General features: G+C 73.4%; 17 protein-coding genes. 11 read left to right on the top strand and 6 right to left on the bottom strand.

The window, feature by feature from the left end; all coding sequences use genetic code 11:
- Positions 1-5 precede the first annotated feature (5 nt).
- Together AB0F89_RS36245 and AB0F89_RS36240 are read left to right on the top strand one after the other, a co-directional pair.
- Positions 6-680: an amino acid ABC transporter permease gene (locus AB0F89_RS36245; RefSeq protein ID WP_367130835.1), complete on the top strand. Its 675-nt coding sequence runs from the start codon at positions 6-8 to the stop codon at positions 678-680.
- Complete coding sequence (locus AB0F89_RS36240; protein ID WP_367130833.1) at positions 677-1,525, top strand: amino acid ABC transporter permease; 849 nt, start codon at positions 677-679, stop codon at positions 1,523-1,525. Before AB0F89_RS36245 ends, AB0F89_RS36240 begins: the two co-directional genes overlap by 4 nt.
- Positions 1,526-1,583: 58 nt before the next feature.
- Here the strand turns inward: AB0F89_RS36240 and AB0F89_RS36235 are convergent, their stop codons facing one another.
- A complete protein-coding gene (locus AB0F89_RS36235) occupies positions 1,584-2,663 on the bottom strand; it encodes a Vms1/Ankzf1 family peptidyl-tRNA hydrolase (RefSeq protein WP_367130831.1) in 1,080 nt (359 codons plus the stop codon).
- 48 nt (positions 2,664-2,711) lie between these two features.
- On the opposite strand from AB0F89_RS36235, the gene AB0F89_RS36230 reads away from it, so the two are divergent.
- From AB0F89_RS36230 to AB0F89_RS36215, 4 genes are all read left to right on the top strand, one after another.
- Positions 2,712-3,410 (top strand): EcsC family protein, encoded by a 699-nt coding sequence (locus AB0F89_RS36230; RefSeq protein ID WP_367130829.1) that lies wholly within the window; start codon positions 2,712-2,714, stop codon positions 3,408-3,410.
- A gap of 360 nt (positions 3,411-3,770) precedes the next feature.
- Complete coding sequence (locus AB0F89_RS36225) at positions 3,771-3,926, top strand: hypothetical protein (RefSeq protein ID WP_367130827.1); 156 nt, start codon at positions 3,771-3,773, stop codon at positions 3,924-3,926.
- Between the two features lie 31 nt (positions 3,927-3,957).
- Entirely contained in the window at positions 3,958-4,137 is a 180-nt protein-coding gene (locus tag AB0F89_RS36220; RefSeq protein ID WP_367130825.1) for a hypothetical protein, read from the top strand.
- Between the two features lie 241 nt (positions 4,138-4,378).
- The gene (locus tag AB0F89_RS36215) at positions 4,379-4,804 is read left to right on the top strand and encodes a CBS domain-containing protein (protein WP_367130823.1); all 426 of its coding nucleotides are present in this window, start codon (positions 4,379-4,381) and stop codon (positions 4,802-4,804) included.
- Positions 4,805-4,871: 67 nt separating this feature from the next.
- Here the strand turns inward: AB0F89_RS36215 and AB0F89_RS36210 are convergent, their stop codons facing one another.
- Positions 4,872-5,303 carry an ABATE domain-containing protein gene (locus tag AB0F89_RS36210; protein ID WP_367139153.1) on the bottom strand — a complete coding sequence of 144 codons (432 nt, stop codon included), beginning with the start codon at positions 5,301-5,303 and terminating at the stop codon, positions 4,872-4,874.
- A 59-nt stretch (positions 5,304-5,362) separates the two neighbouring features.
- Here AB0F89_RS36210 and AB0F89_RS36205 point away from each other — a divergent pair, with 59 nt between their 5' ends.
- On the top strand, positions 5,363-5,668 hold the full coding sequence (locus tag AB0F89_RS36205) for a hypothetical protein (protein ID WP_367130821.1): 306 nt from the start codon (positions 5,363-5,365) through the stop codon (positions 5,666-5,668).
- Here the strand turns inward: AB0F89_RS36205 and AB0F89_RS36200 are convergent.
- Complete coding sequence (locus AB0F89_RS36200; RefSeq protein WP_367130819.1) at positions 5,652-6,425, bottom strand: arylamine N-acetyltransferase; 774 nt, start codon at positions 6,423-6,425, stop codon at positions 5,652-5,654. The genes AB0F89_RS36205 and AB0F89_RS36200 overlap by 17 nt on opposite strands.
- An 80-nt stretch (positions 6,426-6,505) precedes the next feature.
- On the opposite strand from AB0F89_RS36200, the gene AB0F89_RS36195 reads away from it, so the two are divergent.
- Together AB0F89_RS36195 and AB0F89_RS36190 are read left to right on the top strand one after the other, a co-directional pair.
- On the top strand, positions 6,506-7,441 hold the full coding sequence (locus AB0F89_RS36195) for a DUF3500 domain-containing protein (protein ID WP_367130817.1): 936 nt from the start codon (positions 6,506-6,508) through the stop codon (positions 7,439-7,441).
- Positions 7,438-8,097, top strand: coding sequence for an endonuclease V (locus AB0F89_RS36190; protein ID WP_367130815.1), 660 nt, complete (start codon positions 7,438-7,440; stop codon positions 8,095-8,097). Before AB0F89_RS36195 ends, AB0F89_RS36190 begins: the two co-directional genes overlap by 4 nt.
- On the opposite strand, the gene AB0F89_RS36185 is transcribed toward AB0F89_RS36190, so the two are convergent.
- Positions 8,058-9,278: a 6-phospho-beta-glucosidase gene (locus tag AB0F89_RS36185; RefSeq protein WP_367130813.1), complete on the bottom strand. Its 1,221-nt coding sequence runs from the start codon at positions 9,276-9,278 to the stop codon at positions 8,058-8,060. The two genes, AB0F89_RS36190 and AB0F89_RS36185, sit on opposite strands and share 40 nt — an antisense overlap.
- A complete protein-coding gene (locus AB0F89_RS36180; protein ID WP_367130811.1) occupies positions 9,275-10,141 on the bottom strand; it encodes a LysR family transcriptional regulator in 867 nt (288 codons plus the stop codon). The genes AB0F89_RS36185 and AB0F89_RS36180 overlap by 4 nt, the downstream gene beginning before the upstream one ends.
- 71 nt (positions 10,142-10,212) lie before the next feature.
- Between AB0F89_RS36180 and AB0F89_RS36175 the strand changes: the two genes are divergently transcribed.
- Together AB0F89_RS36175 and AB0F89_RS36170 are read left to right on the top strand one after the other, a co-directional pair.
- Positions 10,213-11,115 (top strand): alpha/beta hydrolase, encoded by a 903-nt coding sequence (locus tag AB0F89_RS36175; RefSeq protein ID WP_367130809.1) that lies wholly within the window; start codon positions 10,213-10,215, stop codon positions 11,113-11,115.
- Positions 11,115-12,278 (top strand): MFS transporter, encoded by a 1,164-nt coding sequence (locus AB0F89_RS36170; RefSeq protein WP_367130807.1) that lies wholly within the window; start codon positions 11,115-11,117, stop codon positions 12,276-12,278. Before AB0F89_RS36175 ends, AB0F89_RS36170 begins: the two co-directional genes overlap by 1 nt.
- Here AB0F89_RS36170 and add read toward each other — a convergent pair.
- A complete protein-coding gene (gene add, locus AB0F89_RS36165) occupies positions 12,235-13,236 on the bottom strand; it encodes an adenosine deaminase (RefSeq protein WP_367130805.1) in 1,002 nt (333 codons plus the stop codon). The two genes, AB0F89_RS36170 and add, sit on opposite strands and share 44 nt — an antisense overlap.
- Positions 13,237-13,268 lie beyond the last annotated feature (32 nt).

The raw sequence follows: 13,268 nt of genomic DNA, 5'->3' as shown, positions 1-13,268 counted from the left end.
AGCCGATGGACGTCCTGCTCGACAACCTCGACCTGTACGGGCCCGGGTTCCTCAACACCGTTGAGCTGTTCCTGATCTCCGCGGTCGGGTCGCTGGTGTTGGGGACGGTCCTGGCGATGCTGAGGGTCGCTCCGGTCCCCGTGATGCGAGCCATGGGCGCCGCCTACGTGACGATCGTTCGCAACACGCCGCTCACCCTGGTGTTCTTCTTCTTCGCCTTCGCGTTCCCGCTGCTCAAGATCGTGGACGCGGACACGTTCGGCGGCTCGGCGGCCAGCTACTACTTCTCCGCCGCCCTCGCCGCGCTGATCCTGTACACGGCGGCGTTCGTGTGCGAGGTCGTGCGCGCGGGCATCAACACCGTGCCGGTCGGCCAGGCGGAGGCGTCCCGCGCGCTGGGCCTGACGTTCGGCCAGATGCTCGGCTCCGTGGTGCTGCCGCAGGCCACCCGCGCGGTCGTGCCGCCGATGATGAGCACCATGATCGCGCTGCTGAAGAACACCACCATCGCGGCGGGCTTCTCGGTGTTCCAGGCGGGCTCCATCAGCCTCAACCTGTCCGAGCGCGGCGAGAACCAGCTGATCGGCCTGCTCTGGGTCGCGGCGTTCTTCATCGTGCTCGTGATCCCCATGACCCTGCTGCAACGCAGCCTTGAGAAGCGGTGGAGCATCGCCCGATGAGCTCGGTCCTGTTCGACGTCCCCGGGCCGCGGGCCCGGCTGCGCCACCGCCTCTACGCGATCCTCGGCGTCGCCGTGCTGGTCGCCGGGATCGGCTTCGTGGTCTACCGGTTCGCCGAGAGCGGCCAGTTCGCCGGCGAGAAGTGGTCCTGGATCCAGTACGAGAAGGTGCAGACCGACCTGCTCGACGCCCTGGTGAACACGCTCAAGGCGTTCGCCGCGGGCGCGGTGCTGGCGCTGCTGTTCGGCGCGATCTTCGCCGCCGGGCAGCTGTCCGACCACAAGGTCATCCGCGTGCCGGCGATGGTGGTCGTCGAGCTGTTCCGCGCGGTGCCGCTGGTCGTGCTGATCTTCGTGTTCCACTACGGCCTGTCGCTGGGCGCGCCGTTCTACTCGGTGGTGCTCGGCCTGACGCTCTACAACGGCTCGGTGCTCGCCGAGGTGTTCCGCGCGGGCGTGCTGTCGCTGCCGCGCGGGCAGAGCGAGGCGGCCTACGCGGTGGGCATGCGCAAGACCCAGGTGATGAACAACGTGCTGCTGCCGCAGGCGGTGCGGGCGATGCTGCCGGCCATCATCAGCCAGCTCGTCGTGCTGCTGAAGGACACCGCGCTCGGGTTCCTCATCACCTACGACGAACTGCTCGACTACGCCCGCTACCTGGGCAGCATCTTCGAGTTCGGCCGGCCGCTGGTGCCCGTCACGATCGTGGTGGCCGCGGTGTACATCGCGATGTGCCTGCTGCTGACGTGGCTGGCGACGTACCTGGAGAAGCGCAACCGGCGCAACAAGAAGGTCGTCGAGCTGGAGAAGAAGCCCGCCGAGGACGTCGTCGCGGCGGCCGTCTGACGGACGCCCGCACCACCGCCGCGCTCCCTGCCCGGGAGCGCGGCGGTGGCGTTTCCGGCTAGTGGCGCAGCAGCGCGCCGACGCCCTCGAAGAGCGAGGCGTTGTCGGTGACCAGCACCTGCGCGCCGGTCGCGGCGGCGGCGATGGCCAGGGCCTCGTCGGCCCTCCGCTCGCCGAGGTGCTCGATGCCGAGCCCGCGCAGCTCCGACTCGCGCAGCGCCACCTGGGCCGGGTCGTCGCCGGACCAGACCGTGCGGTCGCCGAGCACCGGGTCGGCCACCAGCAGCGCGGCCACGTTCGCCTCGCGCAGCGCCTCCACCACCGGTTCCAGGCCCTGCACCGCGCGCCCGCTCGACCGGTCGGCCTCGGCGGCGAACTCCTCGACCACGTCGTTGTCCAGGTCGGCCTGGTACTGCGACACCAGCGCCTGCACCGCGTCGTCGAACGCCTCGTCGTCCGCGCCCTCGGCCAGGCTCGCGCCCTCGACCTCGATCAGCACGTCACGGCACCGCGCGCTCAGCTCCGCCCGCACGCCCGCGCGGGCCTGCACCTCGCCGCCGAGGATCAGCAGCCGGGCGTTCAGGCCGGTCACCATCCTGTCGGCCTGCTCGGCGATCAGGGCGGCGTTGCGCTTGGCGTTCTCCTCCACCGAGTGCTGCATCCGCAGGTGCGACCACCCGCCGCCGCGCACCTTGTGCACCGGGTGGTCGTCGCCGCGCACCTCGGCCGAGACCTCGCCCCGGCCGTCGTAGCCGTGCAGGTCGGCGCCGACCCGGTCGGCCAGCACGACCACGTGCGGCACGTCCGACTGCAACGACGACGCCAGCGGCAGCAGGTGCGGCAGGTCGGACCAGCGCGCGGTGTCCGTGGCCGGCGGGCGGGGCAGCACCCGGTCCAGCAGCAGCGCCCCGTGCGCGGCGATCAGCGCCCGGCCCGCCTTGCCGACGACCGGCGTCAGCGCCGACGACTCCAACGCCGCCAGCGTCGCCTCGTCCGCGCCCTGCCGGGCCAGCTCCTCGCGCACCCCGCGCCAGCGCAGCTCCATGGCCTTGGCCGCGTCCTCGGTGTCGTGCGAGGCGTCCAGGTAGACCGACGCGAACGGGCCGCGTTGCCTGACCAGCTCTCCCAACGAAGACATGTCCATTGGCCACGGCTACCCGCTCGCGCGCCGCGTAACCTCAGGGGCATGGTGGACGAACCGGGTGCGATCACCAAGGTGCAGCAGAACGCCGTGGACCACTTGCTGAAGGTGGGCATCAACGGGTTCGGGCCGTTCAAGGGCGCGCAGCAGATGGCCGCGGAGGCGTTGGAGAAGGGCTTGGAGCCGGCGGCGGCGATCAAGCACCTGATCCGGACCCACGTGGCCGCGGCGGGCGTGCAGGGGTTCGCCACGAACATCGGCGGCCTGATCACGCTGCCGGTCACCCTGCCCGCGAACCTGACCGCGTCCTACCTGGTGCAGACGCACCTGATCGCCTCCATCGCCGCCGTGCACGGGCACGACCTGGAGAGCGACGAGGTGCAGACGGCGATCCTGGTGTGCCTGCTCGGCAACGCCGGGGGCGAGCTGCTGAAGAAGGCGGGCATCAAGGTCGGCTCCAAGCTGACGATGAACCTGATCGAGCGAATCCCGGCGCAGCTCATCAAGGAGATCAACAAGCGCGTCGGCTTCACCCTGCTGGCCAAGTACGGCACCTCGAAGGCGACCGTCACCCTGGCCAAGGGCGTGCCGCTGGTGGGCGGCGTCATCGGCGGCGCCTTCGACGCCGTCACGACCCGCGCGGTGGGCGCCTTCGCCGCCCGCTTCTTCACCGACCGCGAGGAGACCCCGGCGGTCGTGGACGGCACCGTGATCGACGGCGAGGTGCTGGAGATCCGGGAGTGACCCGCGGCGGGGTTCTGCTGCGCGGTGCCGGCGGGTGCACCCGATCGGGGTTCGACCTCGCGCCGGCCGACCAGCAGGGCTGGTACCAGGGGTTTTCCGCCGTGAGGCCGGCCGCCGCGCCCGCCGTGGCGTGGTCCCGGAGGGTGAGTGCCGATAAAACCATTGGCGTCACGGCGGCGAGCGCGCTAACGTCTTGACCATGTTCTTCCAGATCTACCTCTGAGGACTTCTTCCTCCAGCGCCGCACCGGCCTCGGGCCGTGCCGCGCCTTCTCCTGGTGGCCCCAGCGGCTCTTCGCGCGATCCCGTCCACGCACGGGTCGCCGCCCTTTGCACGCCTCGACTCCGAGGAGGCGATCGCATGCCCACCATGCGCAACGAACCACCCCACGACGGCCAGCCGTCCAACCGCGCCGCCCGCCGCGGCGCCCGCTCGTCCGGTGCGGTCCAGCCGCGCTTCGGCGGCGGTGGCCGAGCTGTCGCCAACCCGCGCCAGTACGCCATGCGACGTCGCTGACCAGCGACTTCGCCACATCCAGGAGGTAGACGTGACCACTCAGGACATCCCGCAGGGCGACGACGCCGAGCAGGAGCAGCCCGCTGCCCCGCTCAACCGCGCCGCCCGCCGCGGCCACGCCGACAAGAACGACGGCGTGAACAAGGCCCCGGGCCGCCCGCACCAGAACACGTTCGTCGGCAGGCGCGTGTTCCGCCGCACCGGCGGCTGACCGGGGGCGCGTGGCGCCGTTCGGCTGAGGTCGGGCACCGCCGCGGACGTGTTCCGCGGCGGTGCCCGGTCCACTGTGGACGTTGGCGTGCGGTGGGTCGCCGCTGCTCCGAGCGGGTGACGGTTCGCGGCGTGCGGCCGCACGGGTGCGTCCTATCGGGCGCGGGCCCTGCCGATCACGTCCCCGGAGAACTAGCCTGAGCTGGGTAGCAACCGGTTCCGGCGGAGATCGGGAGGCGCCCATGAGGATCGCTGACGTGTTGCGCAACAAAGGCTCGGACGTGGCGACGGTGGAGTCCGGGACGACGGTGGCGGACCTCGTCGCCGCGCTGGCCGAGCACAACGTGGGCGCGATGGTGGTGCTCGGGTCCGAGGGCATCGCCGGGATCGTGTCGGAGCGGGACGTCGTGCGCGGGCTGCACGAGCGGGGCGGCGGGCTGCTGGGCGCGCCGGTGTCCGAGATCATGACGAGCGAGGTGTCCACCTGCACGCCGCGCGACTCGGTGGACGGCCTCACGGTGCTGATGACCGAGCAGCGCATCCGGCACGTGCCGGTGGTGGACGGTGACCGGCTGGTCGGCATCGTCAGCATCGGCGACGTGGTGAAGAGCCGGATCAGCCAGCTGCAGGAGGACCACGACCAGCTGACCGCGTACATCTCGCAGTGACGGCCCGCGCGGGCGCCCGCGGGGCGTCCGCGCGACCGCTGGTCCCGGCCGCGGTGGTAGTGCCTGCTCACCCTGGCCCGGTTCCCGCACGACGGCTTGCACCACTCCTGCCTGGGTGGGCCTTGACGAAGAACCGCCCGCAGCGGGGCGCCGGGCACGCCCGCAGCTCGGCCCGCGCCCCGCTCGCCAGGAACTCGATCGCCGCCGTCGCCAGCCCCGTCGCCAGCCGGTCGCCGGCGTCGGCCGAGTCCAGGTAGCGCAGCCGCGGCTGCTCGTCCCACTCCAGCCGCACCGCCCGCGGCACCTTCGCGGCGGCCTCGTTGACGATCGCCAGCGCGCGCTCGAAGTCCATCAGGTGTGGCGTGTCCATGCGTTCGTCGGCCTGCGTGACCTGCGCGAACAGTGACCGCACGGCCCACCGCAGCTCGACCGCCCGCTGTCGCAGCGCCTCGTCCGCCCCGGCGCCCGCCCACGCCGCGAAGCCCTCCGGCGTGGCCAGGTCGTCCGCCGGCCCGTCGTGCCGGACCGTCGGCGCTGCCCGGCTGGACGCGCGGGCACGTGCTGTCCCACCTGGCCACCGCCTTCGCGGTGTGGCGCGAAGGCGAGATCCACTGCCGTGACCTGGAGCTGGGTCCGACCACGTGGTCGCCGGAGTTCTGCGACCACGTGGTCGACTTCCTGTCCGCGCGGGCGCCCGAGAGCATCCGGCTGACCCCCCAGGCGCCGGGGCGGCGGTGGGTGATCGGCCAGGGCCGGGACGTCGTGCTGACCGGTTCGCCCGCCGACCTGACCGCGTGGCCGGCCGGTCGTGCGCCGGAGGGGCCGGTCGTCGGCGACGCCCCGGAGCTCAAGCCGTGGCCGTGACGTCCAGGCCGAAGTCCTCGCGCAGCACGACGTCCCGCTCCTCGGGGGTCAGGCCGCGCTTGGTCACCGAGCCGTCCGGCCGCGTCACGCTCAGCTCCAGGTCGGTGACGTTGTAGCGGGCGTGCTCGTCGGTGCGCTGCACCAGCAGCTTGCGGACGAACGAGGACGACGGGTTGGTCGACATGTAGTAGTTGAGGACCCCGTAGTCGGAGGGCGAGCGCGCGTCCTCGGTGAAGTCGTACAGCGTGAACCACCGACCCGCCTGCAACGACCGCAGCGCCCACACGCCGTCGGCGTGGTCGAGCCGGAACGTCCAGTCGCCCTGCCGCACCGGCACGTCCGCGACCAGCGGCAACGGCTCCAGCAGCCCGCCGCCGCCGAAGCCGACGTCGACCAGCCACCGCCGGTCCACCCGCAGCAGGGCGTGCGTGCGGGGGATGTCGCCGGAGCGGCCGAGCAGCACCCGGCCCGCCAGCCCGGTCACCTCGTGGCCGAACCGCTCCAGCACGGCGGCGAACAGCAGGTTCTGCTCGAAGCAGTACCCGCCGCGCCGCCGCGCCACCAGCTTGCCCTGCAACGACGGCACGTCCAGCGCGATCGGCACGCCCGCCCGCACGTCGACGTTCTCGAAGCTGATCGCCGCGAGGTGGGCGCGGTGCAGGCCGCGCAGCGTCGTGGCCCGGTCGGCGGCGGGGTCGGGGGTGAAGGCGACGCGGTCGAGGTACGCGTCCAGGTCGAGGAGTTCGCCATTCCACACGAGGCCAGGATGTCAGCCGCCGGCCGGCCGTCGCACGGCTCCACCGCACCCCCGCTTCGGAAGACGGCTAAGTTCCCCCAATGCTGCGAGAGATCGCCGAAGCCACTCAGGGCTTCCTCGACCTGCTGGACGACGGGCAGCGCGCGGTGGCGGTGCGGAGCACGGCGGACGACGCCCTGCGCACGACGTGGGCGTACACGCCGGGGCCCCGGCCCGGTGTCCGCTACGGCGCTCTCGGCCGTGACCAGCGCAAAGCCATGCACCGGTTGCTGTCGTGCGTGCTCAGCCCGCACGCCTACGCGCAGAGCGCGACGATCATGGCGATGGAGGAGGTGCTGGACGACCGCGAGGGCGGCGCCCGCGACCGGCACCAGGACGACTACGCGGCGCTGCTGCTCGGCGTGCCGGGTGACGAGCCGTGGGGCTGGCGGGTCGAGGGCCACCACCTGTCGGTGAGCGTGGTGGTGGCCGAGGGCCGGGTGTCGGCCACCCCGTTCTTCCTCGGCGCGAACCCGGCCCGCACCACCTACCGCGGCCGCACGGTGCTGCAACCGCTGCGGCTGGAGGAGGAGCTGGCCCGCGAGCTGCTGGACCGGATGGGGCGCACGGCCCGCGGGCTGGCCGTGGTCGCCGACCGGCCGCCACCGGACATCAAGACCGGCAACGCGCCGCGCGTCGGCGACCTGGAACCCGCCGGGGTGACGCCCGCCCAGCTCGACCGGGCGTCCCGCGGGCTGCTGGTCGGGCTGGTCCGGTACTACCTGGACCGGCTCGCCGGCGACCTGGCCGACGAGGAGTTCGACGCCCTGGACCTCGACCGGCTGCGCTTCGCCTGGGAGGGCTCGGCGAAGCGCGGCGAGGGGCACTACTACCGGATCCAGGGGCCCGAGCTGCTGATCGAGTACGACAACACGGCCAACGACGCCAACCACGCGCACTCGGTGTGGCGGCGGCGGTCCGGTGACTTCGGCGCGGACCTGATCGCCGCGCACCGCGCCTCGGTGAGCCACGGGTGACCCCCGAGGAGGCGATCGCGGAGCAGGAGCGGCTGCGGCCGTCGGTGTCGACGCGCGCGGACCCCGGGCTGGTGGTGCGGCACGTCGCCGGGCTCGACGTGTCCTACGCCGACGACGACCGGCTGGCGGCGGCGGTCGTGGTGCTGGACGCGACGACGTTGGAGACGGTCGACTCCGCCGTGGTCGCGGGCCGGGCGGAGTTCCCCTACCTGCCCGGCCTGTTCGCGTTCCGCGAGCTGCCGTCGCTGCTGGAGGCGGTGGCCCGGCTGACCGTGGCGCCGGACCTGCTGGTGTGCGACGGGCAGGGGCTGGCGCACCCGCGGCGGTTCGGGCTGGCCTGCCACCTCGGGGTGGTGACCGGCCTGCCGAGCGTCGGCGTGGCGAAGACGCCCATGGGCCCGTTCGCGATGCCCGCCGACGCGCGCGGGTCGCACACCGACCTCGTGGACGACGGCGAGGTCGTGGGGCGCGCGTTGCGGACGCGGGACGGGGTGAAGCCGGTGTTCGTGTCCGTCGGGCACCGCATCGACCTCGACCGGGCGTGCGCCGAGGTGCTGCGGCTGTGCGTGACGCGGCTGCCCGAGACGACCAGGCGGTCCGACGCGCTGGGGCGGGCTCAGCTCAGGTGGGCCAGCTCCGGGTGCCGCCGGGCGTAGGCGTCGAGCAGGTCGCGCGCCGTGGCGACCGAGTCGACCAGCGGGTGCAGCGCGAACGCCTTGAGCGCGGCCGACCGGGTGCCCTCCATGATCAGCCGGTCCACCGCCTTGACCGACGTGACCAGACCCGCCGCGTGGTCGGGCAGCGGGCTCACCGGCAGCGGTCGCGCGCCCGTCGCGTCCACTTCGCACGGCACCTCGACGATCGCCTCGTCGTCCAGTGCGGACAGCGTGGAGTTGTTGGGCACGTTGAGGATCAGCGTCGTCGGCTCGTCGTCGGCGATGGCGCGCATGAGCGCCATGGCGACGTGCTCGTACCCGCCGCCCTCCAGGGAGTCGCGCTCGCGTTCTTCGGCCATGTACGTCGCTTCACGCTCCAACCGGGTGGTCTCCCAGTCCACCTGGCCGTCGTAGAAGCGTTGTTGTTGGTCGAGCAGGAAAGCGCCCCGGTTGTCGCCCAACGCCTCACGCGTCGAGTAGTAGTAGTGCAGGTACTCGTTGGGGATGACGCCGAGCGCGCGCAGCCACTCCGCGCCGAACATCCGGCCCTCCTCGAAGCTCGTCAACGCCTCGTCGTCGGCCAGCAGCGCGGGCAGCAGGTTCTCCGCGCCGAGGTGGACGCCCTGCAGCCAGCCGAGGTGGTTCAGGCCCGCGTAGTCGAACGTCGGGTCGTCCAGGCCGAGCGCCCCGGCGATGCGGCGGCACAGGCCCAGCGGCGAGTCGCAGATGCCGATCACCCGCTCGCCCAGGTGCCGCGCCATCACCTCGGTGATCAGGCCGGCCGGGTTGGTGAAGTTGACGACCCACGCGCCCGGCGCGAGTTCGGCGACGCGCCGGGCGATCCGGTCGGCCACCGGCGCGGTGCGCAACCCGTACGCGACGCCGCCCGCGCCGACGGTCTCCTGGCCCAGGACGCCGTGCGCGTGGGCGACCTCCTCGTCGATCGCCCGCCCGGCCAGGCCGCCGACCCGGATCGCGGAGAACACGAAGTCCGCGCCGCGCAGCGCCTCGTCCAGGTCGGTGGTGGCGGTGACCGGCGGGCCGTCCCGCAGCACGCGGCTGATGGCGGCCAGCCGGTTCGCGTCCACGTCGTGCAGCACGACCTCGGTGATGCGCTCGTCCAGCGCCTTGTGCACGAGCGGCACGCGGAAGCCGCCGCCGCCCAGGATGACCAGCCTCATGCGTCCCATCCTGCCTCGGCGAGCAAGGTCACGAAGGCCGACGTGAGCGGGTCCGGCGCCCGGTGCGCGTAGGCGACGAGGGTCCGGCGCACGGGAGGGTCGGTGCGCAGGACCGCGCCGTCGAACGCCTCCGGGAGGATGTTGCCGGGCACGAGCGCGGGACCGAGCCCGGACGCGGCCAGCACCGGCGCGGCGGCGGTCTGCTCGGTCCGCACGGCGGCGCCCGGCTGGAAGCCGCGGGCCGCGCAGGCCGCGTCGACCAGGTCGGCCAGGCCGTTGCCCGGCGCGTAGTGCACCCACCCCACGTCGGCGAACGCGCGCAGGTCGACCGGTTCCCGGTGGTGGGTGTCGGGCGGCAGCACGACGACGAACTCCTCCTCGCCCAGGGCCTGCCGGAAGCCGACCCAGTTGGCCGGTTCGGGGCCGAGCGCGAGGTCGGCCTGGCCCTCGGCCATCGCCTCGCGCAGCTCGTCGGCGTGGCGGTGCTCGAACAGGCGGATCCGGACGTCCGGGTGCTCGGCCCGCCAGCGCCTGAGCACGGGCGGCAGCACGCCGAGGGTCAACGAGTAGAGCGTGGCGACGCGCAGTTCGCCGTACTCCAGGCCCGCCGTGCGTCGTGCGGCGGTGAGCGCGCGCTCCGCCTCCGCCAGGGCGGCACGGGCGTGCGGCAGCCAGGCGCGACCGGCGGGCGTGAGGCGGACGGTCCGGGGGAGCCGGTCGAGCAGTTGCGCGCCCACGGCGCGTTCCAACGCCCGGATCTGGTGGGACAGGGCGGGCTGCGTGACGTGCAGCAGTTCGGCGGCGCGGGTGAACGACCCCTCGTCCACGACGGTGACCAGGTACTCGAACTGCCTCAACGTCATGACGTCAGCTTATGGCTTGTAGAAGGAGCATGTCTTGGACTTATGGCACTCAGTGGTCGGATGATCGGTCCATGGCATTGAACGAACAGGCCCGCGCGGTGCTCGACAAGCTCGCCGGCGCGCCTGGGCCGGAGGGGTTGACGGTCCACGAGGCACGTCAGGCGCAGTGGGGGTTCCGGGCGTTCCAGGGCCCGCCCGAGCCGGTCGCCCGGGTGGCGCACCTGTACGTGCCCGGACCGACGGCCGACCTGCCCGCCCGGATCTACTACCCGGACCGCGGCGGGCCGCTTCCCGCGATCGTGTTCCTGCACGGCAGCGGGTGGGTGACGTGCAACCTCGACATCTACGACGTGGCGTTGCGCGCGCTGGCCAACGCGACCGGCCACGCGGTGTTCGCGGTGAACTACCAGAAAGCCCCGGAGCACCCGTTCCCCGTGCCGCTGGACGACTCGTACGCGGCCACGGAGTGGTTGTTCGAGCACGCGGCGCCGCTCGGCCTCGACCCCGCGCGGATCGGTGTCATGGGCGACAGCGCGGGCGGCAACCTCGCCGCCGCGGTGGCGCTGCGGGCCCGCGGCGCGCTCGACCTCGCGTTCCAGGTGCTGGTGGTGCCCGCGCTGGACGTCGACTTCGGCACCCGGTCCTATGTGGACCACGCTACTGGCTACGGGCTGTCCGAGGCGGGCATGCGGTGGTTCTGGTCGCACTACCTCGGTTCCGCGCCGGTCTCCGAGTTCGCCGCACCGCTGCGGGCGTCGGTGGACGGGCTGCCGCCCGCGTTCGTCGCCATCGCCGAGCACGACCCGGTCCGAGACGACGGCGTGCGGTACGCGGCGGGGTTGGCGGCGGCCGGCGTGCCGGTGCGGCTGCGCGAGTTCGCGGGCACGATTCACCCGTTCGTGCTGATGGACGGCGAGCTGGACGAGTACCGCGTGCTGCTGGGCGAGCTGCGGACCTGGTTCGGCGCCCGGTGATGCCCCCGGCGTTGCTCGCGCTGGCCGTCGGCGCGTTCGGCATCGGCACCACGGAGTTCGTGATCGTCGGCCTGCTGCCGCGGGTGGCGGGCGACCTCGGGGTGTCCATCCCGTCGGCCGGGCTGCTGGTGTCCGGGTACGCGCTGAGCGTCGTGGTCGGCGCGCCGCTGATCACGGCGGGCGGTTCGCGGTTGCCGCGCAAGCGGTTGCTGGTCGGCCTGATGGCGTTGTTCGTCCTGGGCAACCTGGTGTGCGCGGTGGCCGACGACTACGCGGTGCTGATGGTCGGCCGGGTCGTCGCCGCGCTGTGCCACGGCGCGTTCTTCGGCGTCGGGTCGGTGGTGGCGGCCGGGTTGGTCGCGCCGGACCGGCGGGCGCGGGCGATCGCGGTGATGTTCACCGGGTTGACCGCGGCGAACGTGCTCGGCGTGCCGCTGGGCACCGCGCTGGGCCAGTCGTTCGGGTGGCGCTCGACGTTCTGGGCGGTGACCGCGCTCGGCGTGGCCGGGCTGGTGGGGATCGTCGCGCTGGTGCCGCCGCAGCCCGCGCCCACCGGGCTGCGCGGCGAGCTGGCGGTGTTCCGCCGACCGGGGGTGTGGTCGGCCCTGGCGACGACGGCGCTCGGGTTCGGCGCGGTGTTCGCGTCGTTCACCTACGTCGCGCCGATGATGACCGAGGTGGCCGGGTTCCCGCCGGGCGCGGTCACGTGGCTGCTGGTGCTGTTCGGCGTCGGGCTGTGCGTGGGCAACGCGGTCGGCGGGCGGGCGGCGGACCGCAGCCTGATGCCCAGCCTGCGCCTGTTCCTGGGCGTGCTCGTCGTGGTGCTGGTGGTGTTCGCGTTCACCGCCCGGTGGCAGGCGCCGGCGGCGGTGACGATCGCGGTGTTCGGCGTGTTCGGGTTCGCGATCGTGGCTCCGCTGCAGGCCAGGGTCCTGGAGCAGGCGGCGGGCGCGCCCGCCCTGGCGTCGGCGGCGAACATCGCCGCGTTCAACCTCGGCAACGCGGCGGGCGCGTGGCTCGGTGGCGCGGCGATCGACGCCGGGTTCGGCTACACCGCGCCCAACTGGGTCGGCGCGGCGCTCGCGCTGGCCGGGCTCGGGGTGGCGGTGGCGAGCGGCGTCAGCGGCCGAGCGCGTCGATCCCGGCCAGCAGTGACCGCTTGAGCTCGTCCGGCGCGAAGCTGGCCCGCACGCCCGTGCGGGCCAGCTCGGCCAGCGCGGACTCGTCCAGGCCGAACGCCTCGTGGCACAGCAGGTACTCGCGGTCCAGGTCGGTGTGGAACATGCCCGGGTCGTCGGTGGCCAGCGTGACCGGGACGCCCGCGTCGAGCAGCCGCGGCAGCGGGTGGTCCGCGATGGCCCTGACGGCCCCGGTGCGCAGGTTCGACGTCGGGCAGACCTCTAGGGTGACCTGCTCGGCGGCGAGCCGGCGCAGCAGCTCGGGGTCGCGCACCGCGTTGACGCCGTGGCCGATCCGCTCGGCGCGCAGCTCGTCCAGCGCCTCCCGGACCTGGTCCGGGCCGGTGGTCTCGCCCGCGTGCGGCACGCAGTGCAGGCCCGCGTCCCGCGCCACGGCGAACGCCTCCCGGAACGCGCGGCGCGGCGCGTCCGCCTCGAACCCGCCGAGCCCGAACCCGACGGTGCCCGCCGGCCGGTGCTCGACCGCGTACCGCGCGCTGGTCAGGCCGAAGTCCCGGTCCCACCGGCCGGGGATGTCGAACACCCAGGCCAGCTCGACGCCGTGCTCCAGCCTGGCCCGCTCGCGGCTGGACGTCAGCGCCTCGTCCAGCTCCTCGGGCGCGATGCCCGCGCGCAGGTGGCTGGTCGCGCTCACCGTCACCTCGGCGTACCGGACGTTGCGCCGGGCCTGCTCCTCGGCCAGCCCCAGCACCAGCGCCGCGATGTCGTCGCCCGTGGTGACCAGGTCGTTCACCGCCCCGTAGACGTCGATGAAGTGGTCGAAGCCGGTGAACTCGTAGAACCGGAGCAGGTCGGCCTCGTCGGTCGGGACGCCGTGCCCGGCGTGCCTGCGGGCGAGGGTGAGGACGGTGGCGGGGGAGGCTGACCCGACGAGGTGGACGTGCAACTCCACTTTGGGCAGCGCGGCGATGAAGTCACGCATGGCGCAGGCGAGTCTGCACAGGTCTCCGCCGC

It is taken from the genome of Saccharothrix sp. HUAS TT1 (assembly GCF_040744945.1).
In the GTDB taxonomy this organism is placed as follows: domain Bacteria; phylum Actinomycetota; class Actinomycetes; order Mycobacteriales; family Pseudonocardiaceae; genus Actinosynnema.
Note: the sequence above shows the minus strand (reverse complement) of the source record. Positions and strands in the feature narration are given on the sequence as shown.

Excerpts from the sequence above, each read along its gene's own strand:
- AB0F89_RS36170 (WP_367130807.1), top strand. The coding sequence starts at position 11,115 with ATGCCCCCGGCGTTGCTCGCGCTGGCCGTCGGCGCGTTCGGCATCGGC.
- AB0F89_RS36230 (WP_367130829.1), top strand. The coding sequence starts at position 2,712 with ATGGTGGACGAACCGGGTGCGATCACCAAGGTGCAGCAGAACGCCGTG.
- AB0F89_RS36245 (WP_367130835.1), top strand. The coding sequence starts at position 6 with ATGGACGTCCTGCTCGACAACCTCGACCTGTACGGGCCCGGGTTCCTC.
- add (WP_367130805.1), bottom strand. The coding sequence starts at position 13,236 with ATGCGTGACTTCATCGCCGCGCTGCCCAAAGTGGAGTTGCACGTCCAC.
- AB0F89_RS36215 (WP_367130823.1), top strand. The coding sequence starts at position 4,379 with ATGAGGATCGCTGACGTGTTGCGCAACAAAGGCTCGGACGTGGCGACG.
- AB0F89_RS36195 (WP_367130817.1), top strand. The coding sequence starts at position 6,506 with ATGCTGCGAGAGATCGCCGAAGCCACTCAGGGCTTCCTCGACCTGCTG.
- AB0F89_RS36235 (WP_367130831.1), bottom strand. The coding sequence starts at position 2,663 with ATGTCTTCGTTGGGAGAGCTGGTCAGGCAACGCGGCCCGTTCGCGTCG.
- AB0F89_RS36185 (WP_367130813.1), bottom strand. The coding sequence starts at position 9,278 with ATGAGGCTGGTCATCCTGGGCGGCGGCGGCTTCCGCGTGCCGCTCGTG.
- AB0F89_RS36240 (WP_367130833.1), top strand. The coding sequence starts at position 677 with ATGAGCTCGGTCCTGTTCGACGTCCCCGGGCCGCGGGCCCGGCTGCGC.
- AB0F89_RS36225 (WP_367130827.1), top strand. The coding sequence starts at position 3,771 with ATGCCCACCATGCGCAACGAACCACCCCACGACGGCCAGCCGTCCAAC.
- AB0F89_RS36175 (WP_367130809.1), top strand. The coding sequence starts at position 10,213 with ATGGCATTGAACGAACAGGCCCGCGCGGTGCTCGACAAGCTCGCCGGC.
- AB0F89_RS36180 (WP_367130811.1), bottom strand. The coding sequence starts at position 10,141 with ATGACGTTGAGGCAGTTCGAGTACCTGGTCACCGTCGTGGACGAGGGG.